The following is a 26,110-nucleotide window of genomic DNA, read 5'->3' on the forward strand; positions in this document are numbered from 1 at the left end:
TAATCGGATCCGGATATCAATGGATTTGATATGCAGGCTCCACTCGATCTCAAGCTCCTGTCGACATTCGTGCGCGCGGCGCATTCCGGCACGCTGAGCGCCGTGGCGGTGCAGGTCGGGCGCACGCAATCGGCCGTGACCATGCAGATCCAGCGATTGGAAGAAGCGCTTGGCCAGAGCCTTTTTCATCGCAGCGGCAGCGGCGTGCGGCTGACCGGCAGCGGCGAACGTTTTCTGGCCTATGCCGAGCGCATCCTCAGAATCCATGACGAGGCGATCTCGGCCTTTTCCGACCAGGGCCTGCATGGGTCGATCATCTTCGGCAGCCCCGAAGACTATCTGAGCGCGTTCTTCCCGGCGCTCTTGAAGAGTTTCGGCACAATGTATCCCGATGTCGAGATCAAGGTGGTCTCGGCGCCGACGGTCGAACTGCGCACGCTCATCAATGCGCGTCAGGTCGATCTGGCGCTCGTTTCCACACCCAATCCAGGCGATGCGCCGGATGTCGTGCGCAGGGAATCGCTGGTCTGGGTCGGCAGCCGGCCAACCCTGGAACTCTACGATTTCGGCGACACCGTCCCACTCGCCCTGGCTGCGTCGAACGCGATCGACCACAAGGGGGCCTGCGAGGCCATGACCCGCGCCGGCCTGCGCTACAAGATAGCCTATGCCTCCAACAGCCTTGCCGGGCTGATCGCCGTTGCGCGGTCAGGGCTGGCGATCAGCGTGATGGCGGAGGGGGCGGTGCCGCCCGATCTCCATATTCTCGGCGCTCCGCTTCCTCCGCTGCCCGGGCTCGGTATCGTGATCATTTTCGCCGATGCGGAACGATCGCCCGCGGCCACGGCCTTTGCCGATCACATCCGCAAGGTTCTGCCGTCGCTTTGAGGGTCTGCCGCCTCGCAGCTCTCGATAAGCTCGTGGTCTGGAACGTCAGCCCGTGGCCATTTGCGGCCGGTTCGCCGTCAACGACATCCTGAGCGCGGCCAGGCACCCGACGATCCCGAGCGGCACGAAAGCCAGGAACAGCCAGCCGGCGACGATCGCGGCCGCCTCGCGACTCAGGCCATCGGAGAACCCACAGGCATTAGCGATAATGCCGGCAAGGGCGGCGCCTACCGCATAGCCGATGCGCTGCATCGTCGGCACGGCGGCCGAGGCGATGGTCTGTTCGCCCTCGCGCGCCGAGGCGACGATCACGCGCGTCAGGAACGGCCAGGCGACGCCGAAGCCGCCGCCCTGCAGAAGGGCGCAAAGCAGGATCAGCGGGATCGAGCCGGTCGGGATCGTGTAGGCGAAGCCGGCAATGCCGCAGGCGATCATCAGCGCGCCGACGACGATGATCGACCGCTCGCGATGCAGCGGCGCATTGGCGACGAGGATCGACAGGATCGACCAGGCAATCGATTCGGCGGCGATGATATAGCCTGTCGTCAGGATCGGGATGCCGTGCAGCGTGGTCAGCAGCAACGGCCCGTAAATGGCGAAGGTGCAGGTCGCCACGGAGGAGGCGGCCACCATGGTCATGCCGCTGCCGAGCGCGGAATTCCAGGAAAAAAGTTGCGAGGGAAACAGGCGCGAGCGCGGCTTCAGCGCATCGACGCGGAAGAACAGCGCGAGGCCGGCCAGGCCGAGCAGTATGAGCAGCGACGAGCGCAGCAAGGCGATGTCGACGCCAGCGGCGGCGATCAGCACGACGCTGACGGCAAGGCATCCGAGCGCCAGGAAGGGAAAGGCGGGCGTCGGGCCGGCGCCGGCCTGCGGCCGCTTCGCCTGCGGCGTGCCAAGCACGGCGAAGCTTGCGAGCGCCATGGCCGCACCGCCAAACGTGAAGACACCGAAGGCCCAGCGCCAGGACAGGAAATCGACCATGATTGCGCCGAGCATCGGGCCACTGAAGGCGGCGACACCCCAAATCGCCGAGATGATGCCGAAAAGCTGCGGCCAGATATTGCGCGGGAACAGGCGCTCGACCGAGACGAAGGCGAGCGAGACGAGCGCACCACCGCCCAGGCCCTCGACCAGCCGCCCGGCCAGGAAGACCGGCATCGATGGCGCGGTGGCGCAGACCAGCGCGCCAGCGGCATAAAGAAGGGCTGCGGCTATCATGTTGGTGCGCAGGGCGACGAAGCTGACCAGCCGGCCGGCGGCGGCACCCGCGACGATGGCGCCGAGTTCGTATACGGCCAGCGACCAGCCGACGAACTGCACGCCGGCAATATCGCCGACCATCGCCGGCATGACCGTCGCGATCATCGTCTCATTGGTGGCATGGAGCAGGATGCCGAGGCTGATGAAGCAGAAGCGTGCCAAGTCGCCATTTGCCCACAGCGCGGGCCAATCTATCTTGTCGCCACCTGCCTTGTTGCCGCTTGCTGCCGTCACGTCGATCTCCTGCTTGCGATCCGCAGCCTCATCCGCATTGCGAATGGGCGCCAGGTCCAGTTCGGCAGGGCTTGTAGAACCTCAAGCGCGGTTGAGCTCAAGAGGCTTTTTCGCTTGTCGTGGAAGGAAGGCTCCACCGGCCCTGGTGGTCAGTCAGTTCGCTGTGCTGCGCAGCTGGAACTGGCTGACGCCGATGGCGATGTTGAGACCGGTCTGGGTCTGGACGCTGAGCGGCTGCAGAGTGAAGGCGTTGCCGGTGCCGCCGACCAGGAGATTGGCGCCGGCGCCGACCGCGGCGGTCACTTCGGCGCTGGCGCCGACATAGTCGCCGGCAAGCGCACCCGGGGCGTAGATGTTGTTCATCGGCGTCAGCACCAGCCAGCGCATCACGCTCTGGCTGGTCGTGCCGATGTCGAGACCATACTTGTTGACGGCGCCGAAATAGGCTTCCGGCGCGAAGGTCTTGTCGGCCGGCATGAAGGTGCAGCTCAGATCCTTGCTTGAGCCGAAGACGAAGCCGCTGCCGCCGCCGATGGCGCAATCCAAGACGCCGAGCTCAACGCCGCCGGTCTCCGCTCGGGCCTGCCCGGCCAGTGCAACGATCGCCATCGCGGCTGCGGCGATGATCCTCGACATATGTCCCCCCTCTTCTTTTTGACGCAATTCCGGACGGAAAACCGTGTCTCACTTTTCCTGGAATTGCTCAAAAGCATGCGGCCCGGAACGGCTACAATGTCCTGTTCCGGGCCGCGCGTATAGGCGGATGTCGTTAGCGGCTGAGCGCCTATTTGTAGGAGTGGACGAGGTCCAGCGACGCCACCGCGACGGCCAGGTTGACGCCGGTCTGCGCCTGCACGCTGAGCGGCTCCAGCATGAAGGCGCCGTCGAGGCCGCCGACCAGGAGATTGGCGCCGCCGCCGGTCACGACGGAAGCCTCGGCGTTGACGCCGTAATAGCTGCCGGCGAGGTCGCCCGCCTCATGATGGCGCGTGGCGCCGAGCACCGCCCAGACCAGCTGGCCCTGATGCGTCTGGCCGATGTCGACGCCGAGCTTGGAGATCATGCCGGTGTACTGCTCGGCCGGATCGTGATGATAGGGACGGAAGGTGCAGGACACGCCCTTGTTGGACGTGATGACATAGCCGACGCCGCCGTCGATCGTGCAATCGAGCGTGCCGAGCCGGAGCGTGCCGGCGCTGACTGGGGAAGCGAGGACCGTGGCGGCAAGCGCGGCAGCGGCACAGGCAAGGGATTTGATCATTGGAAAGGTCCTTTCGCGAAAATCTTGGCCCCGGCTTAAACGGTCGAGGTGCAAGGAGCGTTCCGCCGAAAACTTGGCGCGAACATGGCAAAGGTTAACGCACTGCCCTGGGCGGTTAACGGATCGCTATCGGCGTCGCCACGGCGCAACACTGCGGCCGCCGGCGGCGACCGCGCCTGGCGCGAGATGCCCTTCCGTTACAGGCTTCAGCTGGCGTTGCCGCCGGTGCGCGACAGGCCGTCCTTGGCCGGCTGGTAGTTCGGGTCGAGGTGGATCGCCTCGCGGTAGGACTTGGCGGCCCTGACCTTGTCGCCACGGCGCTCGTAGATCAGCGCCTGGTTGGCCCAGGCCTCGGCATTCTTGCCGTCGAGCTTGATGGCCATGTTGAAGTCGGAGAAGGCGTTGTCCTCGTCGCCTGTCGCAAGATAGGAGAGGCCGCGGCCGTTGTAGGGCTCGGCGGCGTCCGGCGCCAGCGAGATGGCGGTCGAGAAGTCCTCGATGGCGAATTTGTGCTGGCCCTGGCTCTGATAGATCAGACCGCGATTGTGGTAGGCGCGCGCATCCGTGGTGTCGAGCTGGATCGCCTTCTGGAAGTCGTTGAAGGCATCCTGGGTGCGGCCCGCCTTACGGTAGAGATTGCCGCGGCCGATATAGGCGGCATCGTAGTTGGCGTTGATCTGGATCGAGCGGTTGTAGTCGGCCAGAGCGGCTTCCTGATTGCCGAGGAAACGCTGAATCAGCGCGCGATTCGAGTAGGCCTGGTAGAAGTTCGGATTGAGCTGGATGGCCTGGTTGAAGTCCTTGAGCGCCGCCTGGTACTGGCCGCCGCGGCCATAGGCCGAGCCGCGCACATTATAGCCCTCGGGATCCTGCGGATTGCGCTGAATGACCGCCGAGAGCGAGGAGATGTTCTCGCTTGAGCCTTGCGCCTTGTCGATCGAGTTGAACTCACCTGTCGGGGCCGTCTGGCATGCTGCAAGCATCAGACCCGAAAGCAGGGCCGCCGTCAGGGCGAAGCCGCGAAAACCGGTTCCACGCTCCACGGTAATAGCGTTCATCTTTGTCCTCACTGCCGCAGCGCCGTCAGTCCGTTCCCTCTCCGACCGGCTCGAATCTATAAACAAAAAGGTGGCGGCGATTCCGCATCGCGCCACCTTCGGTATCCTTCGAAAAGGACGAAAAATAGGCGTTATGAGCGCGGCGAACGCGGCGCGCCACCAGCACCGGCCGGAGCCGGACGCGGGGTCATCGGCAGCAGGCCTTCGCGCTGGGCGCGCTTGCGGGCCAGCTTGCGGGCGCGGCGCACGGCTTCCGCCTTCTCGCGGGCACGCTTCTCGGACGGCTTCTCGTAGTGACCGCGCATCTTCATTTCACGGAAGATACCTTCGCGCTGCATTTTCTTCTTCAGCGCGCGAAGCGCCTGATCAACGTTGTTGTCGCGGACGAGTACCTGCACGGGCAATCCTGTCTTCGGGTTTGAAATCGTTAGGCAATCGGCAATAGCCGAGATGCCTCCGCGGCGAGTTGCACCGCGAATTGTGGCGGCTGATAGCAGAATCAGGCCGGGATGTCCACCGCTGATTGCGGGAAAGCGCGATCAAAAACCGGAGCAGTGCGCTAGGCCGCGATTCAATCTTCCACCGCCGCCAGATGGAGGCGTGCGAAATCCTCGAAAAACTCGCCGTAATCGCAGGTGATTTCCTCGCCGGCGGCGATGTCGCGAATGGCGGTGGCGCCGCCATATTGCGAGAAATCCGTGTTCGGCCGCTCGGAGTGGTTCATGAAGCGGCCATTGTCGACCTCATAGACCATGAAGCCGGGCTTGTCCGGGCTCGGATAGGCATAGCGGTCGAGCAGTTCCCTCAGATGAGGGGATGCCGCTTCATATTTTTCCATCGGAATCAGGCGGTCGAAATCGGGATCGAGCCGCCAGATCGAAGCACCTTTGCGGATCGGCTCGGCAGCGAAGACACCGACGCCCTCGATGGCGCTCTGCGCAACATAGGTCCTGATCAGCAGCATCGTTCCGGTCCGATTTCGACGGGAAACGAAAATCGTCAAAACGGGCCGAAATGCAAGGCCGTATCGCGATATTTCAGCGGATGAGTGTGCCCGCCGTCCGCCTCACGGATCACGTCCGGTTGATCGAAGCGTCCGGCTTCGGCCGCGGCAAAGGCTGCTGTTGCCCCTACTGCCGCAACAGCCAGCCCAGCCGGTCCAGGGAGAAGGCGTAGGTGAGGGCGATCAGCAGGGCCATGACGATGCCCGCGGCCGCATGACCGACCAGATAGAATCCGGCGGCGCCGCCGAACAGGATGACGAGTTCCAGCGCCAACCGCGCCGCGCCCGGCACAGGAACCGGCGCGCGGCCTGACCGGCTTGGGTCGTCAGGAACCGCGAAGGTTCCCCACAGTGCAGCCGCAACAAGCGGCAAGGCCAAGGCGAAGAGCCAGCGCCACCATCCTTCGGACAGGCTCCAGCCTGCCATGCCGAGCCCGAGCAGCGCAGCAAGTTCCAGCAGAAAGCGCAGGGTCAGATTCCACCAGGCGTTGCCCATATTGATCCTGTAGGTCTCGGAGCAGCCGGTATGGCCGATCGCGGCCGCGGCTACCAGCCCGGACGCCATCCTTTCGGCATGGCGCAAAGCGGCAAGCGCCGTCGCAAACAGCGCAAGGATGACATCGCGGTTTCGCTAGTGATACTCCTCGCGTGACGGGCGGACGACATCCGCGATTTTTGGCGCGAGGCTATAACGTGAAGAAATATTCGGTATTCGCCATCGCCCGCGAGGCGATGCGCGGCCACAAGGGCTGGAAAGAGCAGTGGACCTCGCCCGAGCCGAAGAAGGAATACGACGTCATCATCGTCGGCGCCGGCGGGCACGGCCTGGCGACGGCCTATTACCTGGCGAGCGAGCACGGCATCACCAACATCGCGGTGCTGGAAAAGGGCTGGCTCGGCGGCGGCAACACTGGTCGCAACACCACAATCATCCGCTCCAACTATCTCTATGATGAAAGCGCCGGCATCTACGACCGTGCGCTGAAGCTGTGGGATGGATTGAGCCAAGAGCTCAACTACAACGTCATGTATTCGGCGCGCGGCGTCATGATGCTGGCGCACAACGTGCATGACGTGCAGGTGTTCAAGCGCCATATCCACGCCAACCGCCTCAACGGCATCGACAATGAATGGCTGACGCCGGAAGAGGCGAAGGCATTCTGCCCGCCGCTCAACATCTCCAAGGAAGCGCGCTATCCGGTAATGGGCGCCGCGTTGCAGCGGCGCGGCGGCACGGCGCGCCATGACGCGGTGGCGTGGGGCTATGCGCGCGGCGCTTCGGCGCGCGGCGTGCACATCATCCAGAACTGCGAGGTCACGGGCATCAAGCGGGCGGCGAACGGCGCTGTCAGCGGCGTGGAGACGACGCGCGGCTTCATCGGCGCCAAGAAGGTCGGCGTGGTGGCGGCCGGCCATTCCTCGGTCATCATGAACATGGCCGGCGTGCGCATGCCGCTCGAAAGCTATCCGCTGCAAGCGCTGGTGTCGGAGCCGGTCAAGCCGGTGGTGCCCTGCGTGGTGATGTCCAACACCGTGCATGCCTATATCTCCCAGTCCGACAAGGGCGAGCTCGTCATCGGCGCCGGCACCGACCAGTATGTCTCCTATTCGCAGACCGGCGGCCTGCACATATTGCAGCACACGCTGGACGCCATCTGCGAGATGTTCCCGATCTTCACCCGCATGAAGATGCTGCGCTCCTGGGGCGGCATCGTCGACGTCACGCCCGACCGCTCGCCGATCCTGGCGAAAACACCGGTCAAGGGGCTTTACGTCAATTGCGGCTGGGGCACCGGCGGCTTCAAGGCGACGCCCGGCTCGGGCAATGTCTTCGCGCACACGATCGCGAAGGACGAGCCGCACCCGATCAACGCGCCTTTCACCCTCGAGCGCTTCCGCACCGGACGCCTCATCGACGAGGCCGCGGCGGCGGCGGTGGCGCACTGATGATGGCTCAGTCGCATTGCGATCAACAGGCCGACGCGCGCGTCGGTCACGGCAAGTTTTAGGATCACCCAGATGCTTCTCATCCGCTGTCCCTATTGCGAGGAAGAGCGCCCGGAACTCGAGTTCCGCAATGCCGGCGAGGCGCATATCGCGCGCCCGACGAACATTGCCGCCGAGAGCGACGACGATTTCGAGAAATTCTTCTTCATCCGCGCGAACCCGAAGGGCGTCATCTATGAGCGCTGGCGCCACATCCATGGCTGCGCGCGCTTCTTCAACGCCGTGCGCGACACCGTCACCGACAAGTTCGTCATGACCTACAAGGCCGGCGAGCCGAAGCCCGCGAAGCTGCCCGGAGCCGCGAAATGAACGCCATGTTCCGCATTTCCGGCGCCGGTCGCCTCAGCCAGGCGAAGACCGCCTCCTTCAGTTTCGACGACAAGTCCTATGTCGGCATCGAGGGCGACACGCTCGCCTCGGCGCTGCTCGCCAACGGCGTGCATCTGGTCGGGCGATCGTTCAAATACCATCGGCCCCGCGGCGTCCTGTCGGCCGGCGCGGAAGAGCCGAACGCGCTGGTGCAGATCGTGCGGGACGATGCTCGCAAGACGCCGAATGTGCGCGCCACTGTCCAGGAGCTCTATGACGGGCTGACCGCCCATTCGCAGAACCGCTGGCCGTCGCTTTCCTTCGACGTCGGCGCCGTCAATGACATCGCCTCGCCGCTATTTTCGGCCGGCTTCTACTACAAGACCTTCATGTGGCCGAAGGCCGCTTGGAAGAGCCTTTACGAGCCGAAGATCCGCGCCGCGGCCGGCCTTGGCGTTTCTCCGGACAAGCCGGACCCGGACCACTATGCCGCGCGCTACGCGCATTGCGAGGTGCTGGTGTTGGGCGGGGGCGCTGCCGGCATTGCAGCTGCCCTTGCCGCCGCCGAAACGGGCGTGCGGGTGATCCTCGCCGACGAGCAGGCCGAATTCGGCGGCAGCCTGCGCTTCGAGAGCGGCGCCAAAATCGAGGGCGAGAATGGCTATGCCTGGGCGCAAGCCGCGATCGCCAGGCTCAAGGCGATGGACAATGTGCGGGTGCTCTCCCGCACCACGGCTTTCGGCTATTACGCGCAAAACTTCGTCGGCTTGGTAGAGCGGGTCAGTGATCACCTGAAGAATCCCGGCCACGACCTGGCGCGCGAACGCCTGTGGCAGGTGCGCGCCAATCGCGTCGTCATCGCCACCGGCGCCATCGAGCGCCATATGGTGTTCGCCAACAACGACCGTCCGGGCGTCATGCTGGCTTCGGCGGCGCGCACCTATCTCAACCACTATGGCGTCGCGGTGGGCAGGAATGTCGGCGTCTATACGGCCAATGATTCCGCTTACGCTGCGGCGATCGATCTCAAAAAGGCCGGCGTCAACATCGCGGCCATCGTCGACCTGCGCGACAATCCGTCGGGGCCGGTGATCGACGAGGCGAGGGCGCTCGGCATCGAGATCAATTTCGGCCGCGCGGTGGTGAGCGCCGGCGGCAAATTGCGCGTGTCGTCCATGACCGTGCAGCCGAAGAATGGCGGCGGCGGACGCACCATCCCGGTCGACGCGATCCTGATGTCGGCCGGCTGGACGCCGTCGGTGCATCTGTTCTCGCAGTCGCGCGGCAAGGTCGCCTTCAACGACGAGACCAAGCGCTTCGTGCCCGGCACCTACGCGCAGGATTGCGTCTCGGTCGGCGCCTGCAACGGCACGGACGGGCTGGACGCGACGGTAGACGAGGCCTATGCGGCCGGCGCCAAGGCGGCGAAGGAAGCCGGCGGCAAGGCCGGAAAAGGCGCCAAGCCAAAGGTCGATGCCGGCGAGAGCTGGTCGCGCGGCATGCTGGGCGCTGCCCCCGGCGCCGGGCAAGGCACCACGGTCAAGGCCTTCGTCGATTTCCAGAACGACGTCACCGCCAAGGACATCCGCCAGGCGGTGCATGAAGGCATGCGCTCCATCGAGCACGTCAAGCGCTTCACCACTAATGGCATGGCGACCGACCAGGGCAAGACGTCCAACATGCATGGCCTGGCGATCGCCGCAGAGGAACTCGGCAAGCCGATCCCGCAGGTCGGCCTCACCACGTTCCGCGCGCCCTATACGCCGGTCACTTTCGGTTCGATCGTCGGGCACGCGCGCGGCGCGCTGTTCGACCCGACCCGGCGCACGGCGACGCATTGCTGGGCGGTACGCCAAGGTGCGGTGTTCGAGGATGTCGGCCACTGGAAGCGCGCCTGGTATTTCCCCAAGGCGGGCGAGGACATGCACGCCGCCGTCAACCGCGAATGCGTGACGGTGCGCAAGGTGGGCGGCCTGTTCGACGCCTCGACGCTCGGCAAGATCGAGGTGGTCGGGTCCGACGCGGCGAAATTCATGGAGCTGCTCTACACCAATCCGTGGGAGAAGCTGGAAACTGGCCGCTGCCGCTACGGTATCATGCTGCGCGAGGACGGCTTCATCTATGACGACGGCGTCGTCGGTCGACTGGCACCGGACCGTTTCCATGTGACGACGACGACCGGTGGCGCGCCGCGCGTCATGAACCATATGGAGGATTACCTCCAGACCGAGTTCCCGCATCTCAATGTCTGGCTGACCTCGATCACCGAGCAATGGGCGGTGATCGCGGTGCAGGGGCCCAAGTCGCGCGACATCATCGCGCCGCTGGTCGAAGGCATCGACATGTCGGACGAGGCGATGCCGCATATGTCGGTGCGCGAGGGCAAGATCTGCGGCGTGCCGACAAGGCTGTTCCGCATGTCCTTCACCGGCGAGCGCGGTTTCGAGGTCAACGTACCGGCCGACTACGGCGAGGCGGTCTGGGAAGCGCTGTGGGCCGAAGGGCAGAAGCATGGCGCGACCGCCTACGGCACCGAGACGATGCACGTGCTGCGCGCCGAGAAGGGCTATATCATCGTCGGCCAGGACACCGACGGCACGGTGACGCCGAACGATGCCGGGCTCGACTGGGCGGTCGGCAAGAAGAAGACCGACTTCGTCGGCATTCGCGGCCTGACCCGGCCGGACCTGGTGGCCAAGGGCCGCAAGCAGCTTGTCGGGCTGAAGACCAAGGACCCGAAAGTCGTGCTGGAAGAGGGCGCGCAGATTGTCGCGGATCCGAAGCAGCCGATCCCGATGAAGATGATTGGCCACGTCACCTCCAGCTACTGGTCGGAGAATTGCGGCCGTTCCATCGCGCTGGCGCTGGTTGCCGGCGGCCGCGATCGCATGGTTGAGACGCTCTATGTGCCGATGCCGAACGGCACGATCGAGGTGGAAGTCACCGGTATGGTGTTCGTCGACGAGAAGGGAGAACGCCTCAATGGCTAAGGCTGCTGCCAAGACAAAAGCTGCTGCATCCGCTTCCGTCGAACGGCGTCCCGCGCTTGCCGGCCGCACGTTGTCGGCGCCCTGCGTGAAGGTGGAGATGTTGCCGCCGGCCGAACGCATCTCGCTGCGCGCGCCACAGGCTTCGCTCGCCGCGCTCTCCAAGGCGCTCGGCGTGACGCTGCCGGTCAAGCCGAAGAGCTCGGCGACGAAGGACGGGCGCACGGCGCTGTGGCTCGGCCCGGACGAATGGCTGGTCATCGACGAGGCCGGCAACGATCCGCTCGCCGACTGCGCCAAGGTGACGGCGCTGCATTCGGCGGTCGGCATCTCGCATCGCAATGTCGGGATTTCGGTTTCCGGGCCTGCTGCCGCGGCGACGGTCAATTCGGGCTGTCCGCAAGACCTGTCGCTCGAGGTTTTTCCGGTGGGTGCTGCCTCGCGCACCATTCTCGGCAAATCCGAGATCGTGCTGCTGCGCACCGCAGCCGATGCGTTCCGCGTGGAATGCTGGCGTTCCTTCTCGGACTATGTCTTTACTTTGCTGTCGGAAGCGGCGAGCGACGCGGCGAACTGATCCTCGCAGCAATTGGTGCGAGGAACCATCGCCGGTCCGCCTCGTTTCCACGATTCGAGCGATTGAGCGTTTGGCAAGACGCCCAATCGCTCAAAATATTGCTCTGAAGCAGTTCCGGACGGAAAACCGCTGCGCACTTTTCCTGGAACTGCTTATCGAGGAGATTGCCGATGCCGTCCAAAACCGCGCCGAAATCGCCCAAGAAGACTCCGGCCGTCCGCTCGCTGGAGCATGAAAGGCACGAGATCGAGGAAGAAGAACTCGAGGAAGGCCTCGAGGACACGTTTCCGGCCAGCGACCCGGTGTCGATCACGAGCACTTCCATCCCCGGCAGGCCGGCAAAGCCGGCCAAGGCCGTGCCAGGAACGAAACCGCGCAAGAAATAAGCCTGGGCCGATCGCTCGAGGCTATAGGCAAAACGAAAAAGGGCGGCCAAGTGCCGCCCGTTTTCGTATGAAATCTTACCAGTGGCGCTTACAGGCCGGGCACGAACCAAGGGTTTACGTCGATGCCAAGCTTCGGGCTCTTCGGCTGGGTCTTGGCGGTGTCCGCCTTATCGACCGAACCGGTGGCGGTGCAATCGAGGGTCACATTGGCATTGGTCTGGGTGCAAGCAGCCGGGGCATGCTTGGCCGGCTGGCTCGCGCCGGCAAAGGCGGCGCCCGAGAAAGCCAGAACGGCAGCCAGGGTGAGGATGATCTTCTTCATTTTCCGTCTCCAGTCGTACATGTACGATATAGCGTACAAATACGGTTAACGGAAACTGAATTCAAGAGGGAATTTGTACGTGTACGATAAATTTTCTTGAACGTAAGAATTCGTCGGCGCGAATCCAGGCGATGGGCTATCAGGGAAAAGCGCCGCAACCGGCGGTCAGCAGTTGACGGGTGTTTCGGTCAGCGAGGGGATATCCTGCACCGACAATGAGGCCAGCATGAAGTCGCACATCCGCTTCACATACGCCTGCGGATCACCGAACGGATAGAAGGGGAAGGTGATCAGCAGCGAAATCGTGCCGTGGCCGACGGTCCACAGCATGGTGGCGATAGCGCGCGGATCGCCCTTGAGCTTGCCGGCGGCCACGCAGGCCTCGACCCGCTTGATCAGCACCTTCATGGCGGGGTTGCCCGCTTCCATGTCCTCGTAGCTGCGGCCCTCGGGCAGCCGGGTCTTCTCGGTCATGAAGACGGTGCGGTATTCGTTTGGATTGCCAAGGCCGAAAGCGGCATATTCGGTCATCACCGCCTTGAGCGCCTCGATCGGATCGTCGGCGGGGTGTTCCTCGATGCGACGGGCGAGCGTTTCGAAAGCGTCCTCGGCGAGCGCGAACAGGATGTCCTGCTTATCGGCGAAATAGGAATAGACCGACATGGGCGCATAGCCGACGCGCTTGGCAAGCTTGCGGATGGTCAGGCCTTCGTAGCCCTCCTCCTGAACAAGCTTGTGAGCTGCCGCGACCAGCTCGGAGCGAAGCTCAGCCTTCTGCTTTTCGCGGCGTTTCTGAACGCTCAGCGTCAATGTGCGCTGCCTTTTGTCGTTGGTTGCCTGACGAAATTATATACGCTGTACGGAAACGGACAAGAGAGCAGGCTGGTTCCCTTGCGTGCGCTCCAACCTCTGTTAAACGCAATTCCAGACGGAAAACCGCTGAGGCACTTTTCCTGGAATTGCGCTTTGTCAGACGCAATTCCGGACGGAAAACCGCAAAACACTTTTCCTGGAATTGCTCAGATCGCCCCGATGCCGCCGTCGAGCGCCAAAGCATGGCCGGTCATGAAGGAATTGGCCGGGTCGGCGAGGAACAGGATGCCGGTCGTGATCTCGTCGACCTCGCCGATACGCTTCATCGGCACGCCGCGCGTGAGCTCGGCAAGCGCTTCGGCTTCGGGCGCTCCAGTGAAGCGGACGAAGCCGTCGACCATCGCCGTCCTGGTGTGCGCGGGACAGACGGCGTTGATGCGGATGCCCTTGCTGGCATATTCCACGGCGGCCGAGCGCGTCAGCCCGACGACGCCATGCTTGGCGGCGGCATAGACCGAAAGCTTGGGCGCGCCGGAGAGACCGGCGACGGAGGCGATGTTGACGATGACGCCGCCCTTGCCGTTTTCCCTGAACTGCCGCTCCATCCGAGGGATCTGGTGCTTCATGGCGTAGAAGACGCCGAGCAGGTCGACCTCCACCACGCGGCGCGCCTCCTCGGACGTGACCTGCGGCAGACGTACGAAGTTGTGCACGATGCCGGCATTGTTGACGGCGATGTCGAGCCGGCCGAATTTTTCGACGGCCAGTTTGACAAGATCCTCCGAGAGCTTTTCATCGGCGATGTTGCCGGCAAGGATCGCGGTCTGGGCGTCGAGGGTTGCGGCGAAATCGGCAAGCGCGGCCTCGTTGAGGTCGGAAAGAACCAGCTGCGCGCCTTCGACGGCAAAGGCCTTTGCCGCGCCGCTGCCGAGACCGCCTATCGCACCGGTGATCAGCACCGTCATCCCATCGAAACGGCCCATTTGTCCGCTCTCCGCTTCAGCTCTTCTTGTCGATCAGCTCCACCGCCAGCGCGGCAAGCAGTTTGACGGCCTCTCCGTAGGTCTTGGCCCTCTCGGGATTGGAGGCATTGCCGTCCAGCGCGCGGCGATAGACGCCCTGGCAGATCGCCGCCAGCCGAAAGAATGAGAAGGCCAGGAAGAAGGTCCAGTTGCCGATCTCGTCAAGGCTGCGCCGCTTGCAATAGGCCGCGACATAGGCCTCCTCGGACGGCAGGCCGGCGGCGACGCGGTCGACGCCGCCGAGGCCGCGAAAGCCCGAGGCATGCGGCAGCCGCCACTGCATGCATTGATAGGCGAGGTCGGCGAAGGGATGGCCGAGCGTCGACAGCTCCCAGTCGAGCACCGCGATGACTTTCGGCGCATCGAGCGCGAACATCATGTTGTCCAGCCGGTAGTCGCCATGGACGAGCGAAACGCGGCCGTCATCGGTCGGCATATGGGTCTCGAGCCACGCAACCAGCCTGTCAATATCGGCTATGGTTTCGGTTTCGGAGGCCCGGTACTGGCCGGCCCAGCGCGCAAGCTGGCGTTCGAAATAGCTGCCGGGTTTGCCGAAATCGCCAAGGCCGACCGCGTCCACATCGACATCGTGCAGGGCGGCGAGCGTGGCATTCATGGCATCGTAGATCGCTGCCCGCTCGTCATTGCCGGAAGCGTCCGGCAGCGACGGATCCCAGAAGACGCGGCCGTCGAGATATTCCATGACATAGAACATGCGGCCGATCGGCGATTCCTCGCCCGAGAGATGCAGCATGCGCGGCACGGGCACAGCCGTGCCGGCAAGCGCCCGCATCACCCGGAATTCGCGGTCGACCTGGTGCGCGGATTTCAGCAATTGTCCCGGCGGCTTGGCGCGCAGGACATAGCGGCCGCTGGCGGCGGTCAGGAGATAGGTCGGATTGGACTGTCCGGATTTGAATTTTTCAATGGCGGACAGACCGGCAAAACCCGGGACATGCGCCTCGAGATAGGGCGCAAGCGCCGCCTTGTCTATGGCACCGGCCTCGCCGCTCATGCGTTCTCAGGCTGACGCTCGATCAGCGTCAACGTCAGCCAACGAGCCGTCAGCGCCGGCTTCTTCGAGCCTTCGATCTCAATGGTCACGTCATGCGCCGTCTGCACCCAGCCGGATGGCCTCACCTTGACGTCGGCCAGCACGAAACGGGTGCGGATGCGGGCGCCCGTCTTCACCGGCGCCAGGAAGCGCAGCGTATCGAAGCCGTGGTTGACGCCCATCTTGGTGTTTTCCAGCGGCGGCATGGTCTCGAAGGTCATGGCCGACAAAAGCGACAGCGACAGAAAGCCATGCGCGATGGTGCCGCCGAACGGCGTCTCGCGCTCGGCGCGCTCCGGATCGCAATGGATGAACTGGTGGTCGTCGGTCGCATCGGCGAACTGGTCGATCATGCGCTGTGTCACCGTTCGCCAGGGCGAGACGCCGACCTCCTTGCCGACGCTTGCCAGAAGCGTATCGAGACTGATCGGTTCCACGCTCATGTCCTCCGCACCCCCGCCCGGATTCCTTGAACCGGGCATCTTATTCCTTGAACCCCGCCCGGATTCCTTGAATCGGGCGTCTTACTCCTTGAACAACGTCATTCCATGCTGCACCGACTGGCCGCCGTCGATAGGCAGGATGGCGCCGGTGACATAGCTTCCGGCACGGCTGCACAAATAAAGCGTTGCGCCGGCAATGTCATCCGCCACGCCGATGCGGCCGAGCGGAACATGGTTACCAACATGTTTCGCCTGCTCCTCGGTCGCTGTGGCGAAGGCCGTCATACGGCTCTGGAAAGGACCGGGGGCAAAGGCGTTGACGGTGATGCGGCGGGCGGCGAATTCGATCGCCAGCGTGCGCGTCAGATGATGCACGGCGGCCTTGGAGGCGGCGTAGGAATAGGCGTCGTCGGCAAGCGGCTGGGTGCCCATCACCGAGCCGAGATTGATCACGCGGGCCGGATCCTCGTCGCTTGCCGCCGCGTCAAGCAGCGGCAAAAGCTCCCGCGTCAGGTGGAAGACCGCGGTGACATTGACGCCGAACACCTTGGCCCAGGCGTGATAGGGGAAATCCTGCAGCGGCGCGCCCCAGGAAATGCCGGCATTGTTGACCAGGATATGCAGGCGCTCCGTGCGCGCCTTCACCTCAGTGACAAGAGCGGCGATGCCAGCTTCGCTGGACACGTCGCCGGCAAAGCCCTCGGCCTGGCCGGAGCCGCCGAGCGCGTTCAATTCGTTAGCGACTTTTGCGCAATCCTCGCCCTTGCGCGAGGCGATCATCACATGGGCGCCGGCGCGGACCAAGCCGGTCGCCACCATGCGGCCAATGCCGGTCGCCGCGCCCGTCACCAGCGCGGTCTTGCCGGCGACCGAGAACAGCTTGTCCAGATAGCTCATTGCATTCCTCCGCACCCCCGGTCAAACCGGCGAGGGGACTCGCGTTGACAAGGCTAGCCGAAGTACGGTCATCCTTGCCACGGGTAAAGATTTATCTGCGAAAGGGACCGGAAGCGATGGCGGACATGAATCTCGGCATGACCGAGCGGCTGAAGCCGATCCACCAGCGTGTAGCGGCTATGGTTCGCGACGAGATCGCGCCACTCGGGGAGGAGTTTCTGGCCGAAATCGGCAAGGAGGGCGACCGCTGGGCCTACACCGCCAGGCAGACCGAAATCCTCGAAGGCTTGAAGAAGACGGCGCGGGAGCGCGGGTTGTGGAACTTCTGGCTGACCGATTCCAAACGCGGCTACGGTCTTTCCACCGTCGAATATGCCTATCTGGCAGAGGAGATGGGCAAGGCGCATCTCGGCGCCGAGACCTTCAACTGCTCGGCGCCCGACACCGGCAACATGGAGGTGCTGGAGCGCTACGGCTCGGAGGCGCACAAGCGGGACTGGCTGGAGCCGCTGCTCGAGGGGAAGATCCGCTCGGCCTATCTGATGACCGAGCCGGATGTTGCCTCCTCGGACGCGACCAACATCTCGATGCGCTGCGAGCGACAGGGCGGCGATTATGTGCTGAACGGCGAGAAATGGTGGGCGTCCGGCGCCGGCGATCCGCGCTGCGCCATCTATATCGTCATGGTCAGGACCGGATCGGACGAGGAGCCGCAGCATCGCCGGCATTCGATGATCCTGGTGCCTTCCGACAGCAAGGGCGTCACCAAATTGCGGCCGATGCAGGTCTATGGCGACGATGACGCCCCGCACGGCCATATGCATCTGAGATTCGAGAATGTGCGAGTGCCGGCGGCGAACCTCATCCTCGGCGAGGGCAGGGGCTTCGAGATCGCGCAGGGGCGGCTGGGGCCGGGCCGCATCCATCATTGCATGCGCGCCATCGGCCAGGCCGAGATGGCGCTGGAGATGCTGTGCCAGCGCTCGGTGCGGCGCGAGGCCTTCGGCCAGTCGCTGGCCAAGCTCGGCGCCAATTTCGACATCATCGCCGAATGCCGCATGGAGATTGAGATGGCGCGGCTCTTGTGCCTGAAGGCGGCGTGGATGATCGACCAGGGAGACGCGCGCGCGGCCGCCCCTGGATCAGCCAGATCAAGGTGGTGGCGCCCCGCGTCGCGCTGAAGGTCACCGACGAGGCGGTGCAGATGTTCGGCGCGCAAGGCATCAGCCAGGACACGCCGCTCGCCCGCTCGTGGACGCATCTGCGGACGCTGCGGCTGGCGGACGGGCCGGACGCCGTGCACCGGCGCCAGGTGGCGCGCACGGAACTGAAGAAATACACGCAGGAAAAGGTCTGACAGCCATGACGCTTCCATCGCAAATGCGAGGTCTGCTGCTTGTCGGCGACGGTTACACCAGAACGCCTTCGGCGGCCGCGCTGGAAGCGATGGAGCCTTACCTTGAGCCCGGCAGCATAGCCGTGCCGGAGCCGGGGCCGACACAGGCGCTGATCAAGGTCAGCCTCGCCTCGATCAACCCCTCCGACATTGCCTTCATCAAGGGCCAGTACGGCCAGCCGCGGGTCAAGGGCCGTCCGGCAGGTTTCGAGGGCGTCGGCATGGTCGTCGCCACCGGCGACGTCCCGTACGCAAAAAGCCTGACGGGCAAGCGGGTCGCCTTCGCCACTGGCGTGTCGAACTGGGGGGCGTGGGCGGAGTATGCGGTTGCCGAGGCCGCGTCCTGCATCCCGCTCATCGACACGGTGCGCGACGAGGATGGCGCCGCGATGATCGTCAATCCGCTGACCGCCTTGGCCATGTTCGACATCGTCAGGGAGGAGGGCGAAAAGGCCTTCGTCATGACCGCAGGCGCCAGCCAGCTCTGCAAGCTGATCATCGGGCTGGCGAAAGAGGCGGGTTTCCGGCCGATCGTCACCGTGCGCCGTGACGAGCAGATCCAACTGCTGAAGGACCTCGGCGCCGCCCATGTGCTCAATGAGAAGGCGGCGGATTTCGAGGCCGTGCTGCGCGAAACCATGAAGGCCGAGCAGCCGCGCATCTTCCTCGACGCGGTCACCGGCCCGCTGGCTTCAACTATCTTCAGTGCCATGCCGAAGCGGGCACGCTGGATCGTCTATGGCCGGCTCGACGCCGAGCCGACGGTAATCCGCGAGCCGGGGCAACTGATCTTCCAGCACAAACGCGTCGAGGGTTTCTGGCTGGCTGAATGGATGCGCCAGTTCCGCGACAGGCTGGGGCCGGCGGTGCTGGAGGCGGAGAAGCGCTTTTCCGACGGACGCTGGTCGACCGACGTCACGGCGGTCGTGCCGCTGGACGAGGCGATGGCACGGCTGCCGGCGGAGCTCGCAAAGCCCAACGGAAAGGTGTTCATCAGGCCCTAAACTGCTGGGCGCCGATTTGAACACAAAGCTGTGATCGGCAAGGGAGCGGCCGAAAAACGCCGTTGTCTCGCCTTCCGTTGCCACGCGCTGGCAACGGTCACGCTCGGATGTTCTATTTCATTTCGATGTGATATCTGGCCGGCGCTTGAGGCCAAACGGCGATGGGAAAGCCGTTCTGGTCGGAATGCGGGGTGCGCTATGATGGTAACCAAGCCGGTTTTCGACCGTTTGGGGTTTTGGCTTTGGGTCGGGTCGTTTCTGATTGTGCTTAGCCTGGCGCTGTGGTCGCCCGACGCGCGTTCGGTGGTCCATATCTATAGACATGGCAGCGAAGCTTTTCTCGGCGGAGAACCGCTGTATCAGGTCGAAGTCGCCATGGGGTACCTATATGCTCCCGCCTTCGCTGTCCTCTATGTTCCGCTGCTGAAGCTCGGGCCGTATCTGGGCAATGTTTTGTGGCACATGCTGGGCTTCGGGGTGCTTACCTTTGCCGCGATGCGCCAGGTCCGTAAGGTGGGCGGCGAGGAGCAGACATGGCTCCTGTCTTTCGGTCTCTTCCTCGCCCTGCCGGTTTCGCTGGCAGCGCTTCGCAACGGCCAGGCGACGATCCTGCTTACCGGGGCGTGCTGGTTTCTGACGCTGTCGGCACTCGAGGGGCGCCGCGCCGAATGCTTCTTCTGGGCCATGCTTGCGATCATCGCCAAGCCGACCGCGATCATCATGCTGCTGCTGGCGGGAGCGCTGCGCCCCAGATTGATACCGGCGCTGGTGCTGGCGGTCCTCGTCGTGCTCGCCATCCCCTATGGCTTTGCATCGACGGACTATATCAACGCGCAATATCACGATTTCTTCCGGCTGCTGACTTCGATGACGGTCGATCCAACCGGCCCCTTCGTTCCGGCCGACTTCACGGCGCCGTTCACGCGGTTTGGGATGCCGATCCCTGAATCCGTGGCGACGATCCTGCGCGTCGTCGCCGGTTTGCTCACACTTTGGCTGGTGCTCCAGTTCGATAGGCTGGACTCCAACCTCGGCGGACTCGCCATCTTCCGCGCCGCGGCATTCTACATGTGCGTCTTCAATCCGCGTGTCGAGCAGAACACCTATGCCATGGTGGCAGTGCCCGCGGGTCTCTCCATCGCCTTGCTTTGGCGGGAAAAGGGAGCCGGTGCCGTGCGCTGGTTCCTGGCAACGCTCCTCTTCGTCACCGGACTGACCAGTGTCGATCTGCGACTGCACGACCTTTTCCATCTGTGGTTCCGACCGCTCAGCGTCAGCATAATTGCCTGCGTGCTCATCGGCTGGCTCTGGACGCGAGGCAGACAGAAGGCGCCAGCCGCGGGAGCCGTCGCCCGTGGCTGAGAGGCTCGACGTCATCGCGCCGTTCTTCAACGAGGCCGAATCCGCGATTGCCTTCGTCGGGCTGCTCGACAGGCTCGAGGCTGCCGTGGTGGAGCGCTTCGGCCTGACGGTGCGCAAGATCCTCGTCGATGACGGCAGCCACGACGGCAGCGCCGAGACTTTCGCGGCGGCCCTGTCAGGTTCCTGGGAGATCGTGCGGCTCAGCCGCAATTTCGGCAAGGAAGCCGCGGTGCTCGCCGGGCTCGACCATTCCCGCGGCGACCTGGTCCTGATCATGGACTCCGACCTCCAGCATTCCATGGACATCAGCCTGAAGATGATCGGCGAGCTGGTCGACGATCCGGAGATCGATGTCGTTTATGCGCAGAACGATCGGCGGGAGGGCAGTTGGCGGCGCAGCCAGCTGGCGCGGCTTTTCTACAAGCTGATCAACAGCAGCCAGCGCTTCGATATCCCCGAAAATGCCGGGGACTTCCGCGTCATGCGCGGCGCCGTGGCGCGCGCCCTGACCAGCGTGCGCGACAAGCGTCGCTTCAACAAAGGCCTGTTCGCCTGGGCGGGCTTTCGCCAGAAGGCGGTGCTTTATTCGCCGGAAAGCCGCGCCAGCGGCACGTCGAAATGGAGCCGGTTCAACCTGATCGCGTTCTCGCTCGAAGGGTTCACCTCGTTTTCCGTGATCCCGCTGCGCATCATCAGCCTCATCGGATTGCTGGCGGCATTTGCCGGTCTCGCCTATGGCGTGAAAGTGGTCTTCGAGGTGCTGTTCTATGGCATCGCCGTGCCCGGCTATCCAAGCATCATGGTCGCCGTCGTGTTGCTGGGCGGCCTCAACCTGGCGCTGCTCGGCCTGATCGGCGAATATGTCTGGGTCACGCTCAGTGAAAGCAAGGACCGGCCCGTCTACATCGTGCGCGACGTGCTGCATGGCAATGCCGCCGAGCAGGTTGCTCCCGACAGATGACCAGGTCGATCCGCCTGATCGCCGACGATTATGGGCTGGCGCCGGGAGTCTCGAGCGCGATCCTCGACCTGATCGAGCGCGGCCGCCTGACCGGAACCGGATGCATGACCGGTTTTCCCGAATGGGAAGAGGCGGCGGCGCGCATCAGGCCGTTCCGCCGTCGGGCTGCCGTCGGGCTGCATCTGACCCTCACCGATCAGGCCGCCGCGACCAGTTCGTCGAGCCTGGCGCCGGAAGGCAGGCTGCCGGGGCTCGCCTCCCTCGCGCTGCCGGTGCGGCGCGGGCGTATCGACGAGCCGGACGTTCATGCCGAGCTCGACGCCCAGTACGACCGCTTCGTCGAAGCGCTGGAAGGCCCGCCCGACTATATCGACGGACACCAGCATGTGCATTTTCTTCCCGTGGTACGGAATTGGCTGCTCGCGCGGTTCGGGGCAAGCGCGGGCAAACCGGCGCTGCGAGGGGCGCCGGGACTTCCGGGCATGGATGCTGCGGCGGCGAAGGTCGCGGCGGTCGCCGCTCTGGCCGCAGGGTTCAACGGAGCGATGCGCCGGGCCGGCTTTAGCGTCTTGACGCCGCTTTCCGGGATCTATGACTGGCGGCAGCCGGAGAGGTTCGCTTCAACGCTGCGCGCCGCGATCAAGACCTTGCCCGAACAAGGGGTGTTCATGTGCCATCCGGGCCATGTCGATGACATTTTGCGGGCGCGAGACCCGATGCAGGCCGCGCGCGAGGTTGAGTACGCGGTTCTTTCCTCGCAGGATTTCGGCGACATCCTCGACAAGGCCGGAGCCCACGTCATGGATGGTAGCGCATGAGCAATGCCGGCCAGCCGCAGCGTTCGACCGGCAACAAGATCGTCCGCTTCGCTCTTGTCGGACTGGTCAACACCGGCATCGACCTCACCGCATTCTACCTGCTGCTCAAGCTCACGGCGCCGGCTTTGGCCGCCAATGTCGGCGCCTGGTTCGTCGCGGTTCTCTTTTCCTTCGTTGCGAACCGCTTCTGGTCGTTCGAGCGGGACCCGGACATACGGCTGCACCATTCCTTCCTGCGCTTCGTGTCGCTGGGCGCGTTGATCTCGCTGGGCGTTTCCAGTCTCTCGATCGCGGCGCTGGCAGGAGCCATCGGCGTGTGGCCGGCCAAGATCATCGGCGTCGTGGTGGCGGCCGTGCTGAATTTCCTGGCCGCGCGCTGGTCGATCGAGGGGCGGTTGTTGAGGTGAGTCCAAGGACTTCGCTGCCCGGCCGGCTGGATGTTGGGACCCGATCCATTAATCTGTCTGCGCCGGACGCGGTCCCGATCCCTGCCGCACTTTCGTGAAGGCCTAATGCATGTCGCCCAAAAGTGCGCAGCGGTTTTGGACCACGACATGCATAGAAACAACAAGCTGAAGCACTGAGGCCGTTCAGACGCGACGCGCTAGCGCAAGCTCTCCAGATCGCGGATGCGCTTGGCGCCGGCGGCTTCCAATTGCCTCGTCACAGCGCCAATCAGGGTTTCGGCGACGACGAACAGAGCGGCGGACGAATCCCAGGCCGAAGGCACGGCAGTGCGTCCGGCGATCACATGGCGGGCGAAGCGGGCGATCGGCGACAGCCATTGGTCGGTAAAGAGGATGATCTGCACGCCGCGGTGATGCGCCTTCTCGGCGAAGCGGACGAGGCTTTCCTGGTAGCGGCGGATGTCGAAGATCACCAGGACGTCGCGCTTGCCCATGTCGATCAGGCGGTCGCGCCAGATGCTCTCCTGGCCGGCGAGGTGATAGACATCCGGCTGGATGATGGCGAGATGGGCGGCCATGTAGCGCGCCAGCGGATCGGTGAAGCGGCCGCCGATGAGGAATGTCTTGCCGCGCCGCTCGGCAAGCCGCGCCGCGATGTCGGCCAGCTGTTTGTCGGTGAGGTGGCGGAAGGTCTCGCGCAAATTGTCGAGCGTCGCCTCCAGCATCGGCGAGACGGCGCCGCCGGCCGAGCCCGGATTGAGCGTGCGCGAGGCGGGCGACTGCAATTGCGCGGCCAGCTCATCCTGCAACGCCGACTGGAATTCGGGGTAGTTCTGGAAACCCAGCCTGGCGACGAAACGCAGGATCGTCGGCGAGGACACGCCGGCCGCGGCCGAGAATTCGGCGACGGTCTTCAGCCCGGTCATAGGATAGTTGGCAATCAGCGTCTGGGCGGCGCGGCGCTCGCCGGCCGGCATCGCGCCGATGCGGTCGGAGATCAGTTCGGCAATGCTGGAAATCATGGTTTTCCCCCACCCGTTGACCCGTCGCCGCCGTTTTCCCGAATTCGCGTTTGACAAAGCCGGTCAAACTGTATGAAATCATTCACCGGGACGCAATGAGGCAAAATACGTAACATAAGATACAGCGCTCCCGAGGGGACGGCAGTATGGAGAAAGCATGGCCCGCCAGCCTTGCACCGTCGGAGACCGTAAGGGTGACCAACCCTGGCGGCTCGAGCCCCTTCGTCTTCACCTGCGACCACGCCTCGAACTTCCTGCCAGCCGAATTCGGCACGCTGGGGCTGTCCCTTGAAGACCTTTCCCGCCACATCGCCTGGGATCCCGGCGCGCTGCCCGTCGCCAGCCGCATGGCCGAGGCGCTCGACGCCACTTTGGTCGAGACCCGTGTGTCGCGCCTCGTCATCGACTGCAACCGGCCGCTCGACGCGCCCGACCTCGTGCCGCCGGTCAGCGAGACGACAGTCATTCCGGGAAATTCCGGCCTGTCCGATAAGCAGCGCGCCGCGCGGGTCGACCTTGCCTGGCGCCCGTTTCATGACGCCATCTCCGGGATCGTCGACCGGCGGCTGGCGCGTGGACAGGAGACGCGGCTGGTCTCGGTGCACTCCTTCACGCCGGTCTACAAGGGCAAGAGCCGGCCCTGGCATATCGGCATCATCCATGATGACGACCGCAGGTTGGCGGCGCCGCTGATATCGGCGTTGCAGCGGCTTTCGGGCGTCACCGTCGGCGTCAACGAACCCTATTCGCCGGCCGACCGCGTCTACTTCACGCTGGAGCGGCATGCGCGCACGCGCGGCCTTGCCTGCGCGATGATCGAAATCCGCAACGACGAAATCGCCGGCGACACCGGGCAGCGGAAATGGGCGGATCTGCTCACAGGCATATTCTCGAATCTGGAGCCTGAGGAGGCCAGGGGCTCCCGACAACGCGCAATGGGAAAGTCAGTACAGTCGGCCAGTTAAGAACCAACAGGGGACTAAAATGTCAGCGCAAGACTATACGGAACACGACAAGCACGAGGACTTAAAGGTCCTCCACGGAATGGGCTATGCCCAAGAATTGTCGCGAAGCATGAGCCGCTTCTCGAACTTCGCGATCTCCTTCTCGATCATCTGCATTCTTTCAGGCGGCATCAACTCCTTCGCCCAGGCGACGTCTTCGATCGGCGGCGCCGGCGCGGGCATAGGCTGGATCGTCGGCTGCGCCGTTTCCGGGTTCTTCGCCCTTGCCATGGCGCAGATCGCCTCGGCGTTCCCGACAGCGGGCGGTCTCTATCATTGGGCCTCGATCCTCGGCAACCGGTTCACCGGCTGGCTCACCGCCTGGCTCAACCTGCTCGGCCTGATCACCGTGCTAGGCGCCATCAACATCGGCACAGCGTTCTTCTTCACCGGAACATTCGGGAGCTGGTTCGGGATGACCGGAACGCCGGGGGAAATTGTCGGGTTCGTCGCTTTCATTACCGTGCTGCAGGCTTTGCTCAATCATTTTGGCATCAAGCTGACAGCCCTGCTGACCGATGCTTCCGGCTTCATCATTCTCGGCACAACTGCGGTGTTGATCGTGGCCTGCCTGGTGTTTGCCCCGGCGATCGACGTCACCCGGCTTTGGACCTTCACCAACTATTCAGGTGACGCTGGCGGCGGCGTTTTTCCGCAGACCGACTCTATGAGCTATCTCTTCCTGCTCTGCCTGCTTTTGCCGGTCTACACCATCACGGGATATGATGCTTCGGCACACACATCGGAAGAGACACTGAAGGCCGCGCACTCGGTTCCGCGGGCGATTGTTTCATCCGTGGTCTGGTCCTCACTGATTGGCTGGGTGATGCTATGCGCCATCGTTCTGGCGATCCCGGATCTGGCGGCGGGCGCAAAGCAGGGCTGGAACGTCTTTTTCGCCACGATGGACGCGATTCTGCCGGTATGGCTGAAGGAGCTGCTCTATCTGGGTATCCTGATCGCGCAGTTTCTGTGCGGTCTCGCCACGGTGACCTCGGCCTCGCGCATGTTGTTCGCCTTCTCTCGCGACGGCGGCATGCCGGTCGGGTCGGCCGGGCTCGCCAAGGTCAGCCCAGCCTGGCGCACGCCGGTCAACGCGATCTGGACCGCTGCGGTCCTCGAGATCATCTATGTCTTCCTTGCCCAGTTCATCTCGATTGGCGGCACCAACATCTACACCATCGTCGTCAATTCGACGCTGGTCTTCCTGTTCCTGTCCTTCATCATTCCGATCGTGCTCGGCATGATGGCTTTCGGAACTTCGAAGTGGCCGAACCCGGGCCCGTGGAACCTCGGCGGTGGCGTTTTCAAGCTGTTCTGCATTCTGTCGATTATCGGCATGGCGATCATCTTCTACATCGCGGTTCAACCGCCAAACGACAAGGTGCTCTACATCACCATCGGCTTCATCATCTTGACCGCCGTGCTCTGGTTCGGCTTCGAGAACCGCCGCTTCCAGGGTCCGCCGATCGGTGAGCAGATAGCGGCGCGCCAGGCGGCGATCAAGGCGGCCGAGCAGGCGGTCGGCGAGACCGGCAACTGACCTTCGCTTCATGACCATGGCCGGCGCAATGCCGGCCATGGTCTCGTTTTTTCCCTTTCAAATCGACAG

At 64.1% G+C, this 26,110-nt stretch carries 28 protein-coding genes and 1 pseudogene; 15 read left to right on the top strand and 14 right to left on the bottom strand.

Annotation, left to right across the window (positions count from 1 at the left end; translation table 11 throughout):
• The first annotated feature begins 30 nt into the window (after nucleotides 1-30).
• Nucleotides 31-888 (top strand): LysR family transcriptional regulator, encoded by an 858-nt coding sequence (locus EJ072_RS22835; protein WP_126081406.1) that lies wholly within the window; start codon nucleotides 31-33, stop codon nucleotides 886-888.
• A 45-nt stretch (nucleotides 889-933) separates the two neighbouring features.
• Here the strand turns inward: EJ072_RS22835 and EJ072_RS22840 are convergent, their stop codons facing one another.
• The 7 genes from EJ072_RS22840 to EJ072_RS22870 form a co-directional block, all read right to left on the bottom strand.
• Nucleotides 934-2,385, bottom strand: a complete 1,452-nt coding sequence (locus tag EJ072_RS22840) for an MFS transporter (RefSeq protein ID WP_126081407.1) — start codon at nucleotides 2,383-2,385, stop codon at nucleotides 934-936.
• A 153-nt stretch (nucleotides 2,386-2,538) separates the two neighbouring features.
• Nucleotides 2,539-3,021, bottom strand: a complete 483-nt coding sequence (locus EJ072_RS22845; protein WP_126081408.1) for a DUF992 domain-containing protein — start codon at nucleotides 3,019-3,021, stop codon at nucleotides 2,539-2,541.
• A 148-nt stretch (nucleotides 3,022-3,169) separates the two neighbouring features.
• Nucleotides 3,170-3,646 (bottom strand): DUF992 domain-containing protein, encoded by a 477-nt coding sequence (locus EJ072_RS22850; RefSeq protein ID WP_126081409.1) that lies wholly within the window; start codon nucleotides 3,644-3,646, stop codon nucleotides 3,170-3,172.
• 206 nt (nucleotides 3,647-3,852) lie between these two features.
• Nucleotides 3,853-4,704 (bottom strand): tetratricopeptide repeat protein, encoded by an 852-nt coding sequence (locus tag EJ072_RS22855; protein ID WP_126081410.1) that lies wholly within the window; start codon nucleotides 4,702-4,704, stop codon nucleotides 3,853-3,855.
• A gap of 131 nt (nucleotides 4,705-4,835) precedes the next feature.
• On the bottom strand, nucleotides 4,836-5,102 hold the full coding sequence (gene rpsU, locus EJ072_RS22860; RefSeq protein ID WP_042639546.1) for a 30S ribosomal protein S21: 267 nt from the start codon (nucleotides 5,100-5,102) through the stop codon (nucleotides 4,836-4,838).
• Nucleotides 5,103-5,275: 173 nt separating this feature from the next.
• Nucleotides 5,276-5,668 carry an SET domain-containing protein-lysine N-methyltransferase gene (locus EJ072_RS22865; RefSeq protein ID WP_126081411.1) on the bottom strand — a complete coding sequence of 131 codons (393 nt, stop codon included), beginning with the start codon at nucleotides 5,666-5,668 and terminating at the stop codon, nucleotides 5,276-5,278.
• Nucleotides 5,669-5,834: 166 nt separating this feature from the next.
• Nucleotides 5,835-6,203, bottom strand: a complete 369-nt coding sequence (locus EJ072_RS22870; RefSeq protein ID WP_126081412.1) for a YrdB family protein — start codon at nucleotides 6,201-6,203, stop codon at nucleotides 5,835-5,837.
• A gap of 30 nt (nucleotides 6,204-6,233) precedes the next feature.
• Here EJ072_RS22870 and EJ072_RS37355 point away from each other — a divergent pair, with 30 nt between their 5' ends.
• The 6 genes from EJ072_RS37355 (at nucleotide 6,234) to EJ072_RS22895 (ending at nucleotide 11,973) form a co-directional block, all read left to right on the top strand.
• Nucleotides 6,234-6,359 carry a hypothetical protein gene (locus EJ072_RS37355; protein ID WP_281059018.1) on the top strand — a complete coding sequence of 42 codons (126 nt, stop codon included), beginning with the start codon at nucleotides 6,234-6,236 and terminating at the stop codon, nucleotides 6,357-6,359.
• Between the two features lie 41 nt (nucleotides 6,360-6,400).
• Nucleotides 6,401-7,654, top strand: coding sequence for a sarcosine oxidase subunit beta (locus EJ072_RS22875; RefSeq protein WP_126081413.1), 1,254 nt, complete (start codon nucleotides 6,401-6,403; stop codon nucleotides 7,652-7,654).
• A gap of 72 nt (nucleotides 7,655-7,726) precedes the next feature.
• Nucleotides 7,727-8,023 (top strand): sarcosine oxidase subunit delta, encoded by a 297-nt coding sequence (locus EJ072_RS22880; protein ID WP_112126462.1) that lies wholly within the window; start codon nucleotides 7,727-7,729, stop codon nucleotides 8,021-8,023.
• Complete coding sequence (locus EJ072_RS22885; protein ID WP_126081414.1) at nucleotides 8,020-11,013, top strand: sarcosine oxidase subunit alpha; 2,994 nt, start codon at nucleotides 8,020-8,022, stop codon at nucleotides 11,011-11,013. The genes EJ072_RS22880 and EJ072_RS22885 overlap by 4 nt, the downstream gene beginning before the upstream one ends.
• On the top strand, nucleotides 11,006-11,587 hold the full coding sequence (locus EJ072_RS22890; RefSeq protein WP_126081415.1) for a sarcosine oxidase subunit gamma: 582 nt from the start codon (nucleotides 11,006-11,008) through the stop codon (nucleotides 11,585-11,587). Before EJ072_RS22885 ends, EJ072_RS22890 begins: the two co-directional genes overlap by 8 nt.
• 170 nt (nucleotides 11,588-11,757) lie before the next feature.
• On the top strand, nucleotides 11,758-11,973 hold the full coding sequence (locus EJ072_RS22895; RefSeq protein WP_126081416.1) for a hypothetical protein: 216 nt from the start codon (nucleotides 11,758-11,760) through the stop codon (nucleotides 11,971-11,973).
• 88 nt (nucleotides 11,974-12,061) lie between these two features.
• Here EJ072_RS22895 and EJ072_RS22900 read toward each other — a convergent pair whose 3' ends face one another.
• The 6 genes from EJ072_RS22900 to EJ072_RS22925 form a co-directional block, all read right to left on the bottom strand.
• A complete protein-coding gene (locus EJ072_RS22900; RefSeq protein WP_126081417.1) occupies nucleotides 12,062-12,295 on the bottom strand; it encodes a DUF680 domain-containing protein in 234 nt (77 codons plus the stop codon).
• A 165-nt stretch (nucleotides 12,296-12,460) separates the two neighbouring features.
• A complete protein-coding gene (locus EJ072_RS22905; protein WP_126081418.1) occupies nucleotides 12,461-13,105 on the bottom strand; it encodes a TetR/AcrR family transcriptional regulator in 645 nt (214 codons plus the stop codon).
• 209 nt (nucleotides 13,106-13,314) lie between these two features.
• Nucleotides 13,315-14,091 carry an SDR family oxidoreductase gene (locus EJ072_RS22910; RefSeq protein ID WP_126081419.1) on the bottom strand — a complete coding sequence of 259 codons (777 nt, stop codon included), beginning with the start codon at nucleotides 14,089-14,091 and terminating at the stop codon, nucleotides 13,315-13,317.
• A 16-nt stretch (nucleotides 14,092-14,107) separates the two neighbouring features.
• Nucleotides 14,108-15,145: a phosphotransferase gene (locus EJ072_RS22915; protein WP_126081420.1), complete on the bottom strand. Its 1,038-nt coding sequence runs from the start codon at nucleotides 15,143-15,145 to the stop codon at nucleotides 14,108-14,110.
• Complete coding sequence (locus tag EJ072_RS22920; protein ID WP_281035842.1) at nucleotides 15,142-15,627, bottom strand: MaoC family dehydratase; 486 nt, start codon at nucleotides 15,625-15,627, stop codon at nucleotides 15,142-15,144. Before EJ072_RS22920 ends, EJ072_RS22915 begins: the two co-directional genes overlap by 4 nt.
• Nucleotides 15,628-15,708: 81 nt before the next feature.
• Nucleotides 15,709-16,524, bottom strand: a complete 816-nt coding sequence (locus tag EJ072_RS22925) for an SDR family oxidoreductase (protein WP_126081422.1) — start codon at nucleotides 16,522-16,524, stop codon at nucleotides 15,709-15,711.
• 116 nt (nucleotides 16,525-16,640) lie between these two features.
• Here EJ072_RS22925 and EJ072_RS22930 point away from each other — a divergent pair.
• From EJ072_RS22930 to EJ072_RS22955, 6 genes and pseudogenes are all read left to right on the top strand, one after another.
• Nucleotides 16,641-17,881, top strand: a pseudogene (locus EJ072_RS22930) (acyl-CoA dehydrogenase family protein).
• 5 nt (nucleotides 17,882-17,886) lie between these two features.
• Nucleotides 17,887-18,924: a zinc-binding dehydrogenase gene (locus tag EJ072_RS22935; RefSeq protein WP_126081423.1), complete on the top strand. Its 1,038-nt coding sequence runs from the start codon at nucleotides 17,887-17,889 to the stop codon at nucleotides 18,922-18,924.
• A 198-nt stretch (nucleotides 18,925-19,122) separates the two neighbouring features.
• A complete protein-coding gene (locus tag EJ072_RS22940; RefSeq protein ID WP_126081424.1) occupies nucleotides 19,123-20,286 on the top strand; it encodes a glycosyltransferase 87 family protein in 1,164 nt (387 codons plus the stop codon).
• Complete coding sequence (locus tag EJ072_RS22945; RefSeq protein WP_126081425.1) at nucleotides 20,279-21,247, top strand: glycosyltransferase family 2 protein; 969 nt, start codon at nucleotides 20,279-20,281, stop codon at nucleotides 21,245-21,247. Before EJ072_RS22940 ends, EJ072_RS22945 begins: the two co-directional genes overlap by 8 nt.
• Nucleotides 21,244-22,065 carry a ChbG/HpnK family deacetylase gene (locus tag EJ072_RS22950; RefSeq protein ID WP_126081426.1) on the top strand — a complete coding sequence of 274 codons (822 nt, stop codon included), beginning with the start codon at nucleotides 21,244-21,246 and terminating at the stop codon, nucleotides 22,063-22,065. The genes EJ072_RS22945 and EJ072_RS22950 overlap by 4 nt, the downstream gene beginning before the upstream one ends.
• Complete coding sequence (locus EJ072_RS22955) at nucleotides 22,062-22,472, top strand: GtrA family protein (RefSeq protein WP_126081427.1); 411 nt, start codon at nucleotides 22,062-22,064, stop codon at nucleotides 22,470-22,472. Before EJ072_RS22950 ends, EJ072_RS22955 begins: the two co-directional genes overlap by 4 nt.
• Before the next feature lie 197 nt (nucleotides 22,473-22,669).
• Here the strand turns inward: EJ072_RS22955 and EJ072_RS22960 are convergent, their stop codons facing one another.
• Nucleotides 22,670-23,494 (bottom strand): MurR/RpiR family transcriptional regulator, encoded by an 825-nt coding sequence (locus EJ072_RS22960; RefSeq protein WP_126081428.1) that lies wholly within the window; start codon nucleotides 23,492-23,494, stop codon nucleotides 22,670-22,672.
• 146 nt (nucleotides 23,495-23,640) lie between these two features.
• Here EJ072_RS22960 and EJ072_RS22965 point away from each other — a divergent pair, with 146 nt between their 5' ends.
• Together EJ072_RS22965 and EJ072_RS22970 are read left to right on the top strand one after the other, a co-directional pair.
• Nucleotides 23,641-24,459 carry an N-formylglutamate amidohydrolase gene (locus EJ072_RS22965; RefSeq protein WP_126081429.1) on the top strand — a complete coding sequence of 273 codons (819 nt, stop codon included), beginning with the start codon at nucleotides 23,641-23,643 and terminating at the stop codon, nucleotides 24,457-24,459.
• A 19-nt stretch (nucleotides 24,460-24,478) separates the two neighbouring features.
• On the top strand, nucleotides 24,479-26,041 hold the full coding sequence (locus EJ072_RS22970; RefSeq protein ID WP_126081430.1) for an amino acid permease: 1,563 nt from the start codon (nucleotides 24,479-24,481) through the stop codon (nucleotides 26,039-26,041).
• Nucleotides 26,042-26,110: the final 69 nt, after the last annotated feature.

Origin of the sequence: Mesorhizobium sp. M2A.F.Ca.ET.046.03.2.1 (genome assembly GCF_003952425.1) — a bacterium.
GTDB lineage: Bacteria > Pseudomonadota > Alphaproteobacteria > Rhizobiales > Rhizobiaceae > Mesorhizobium.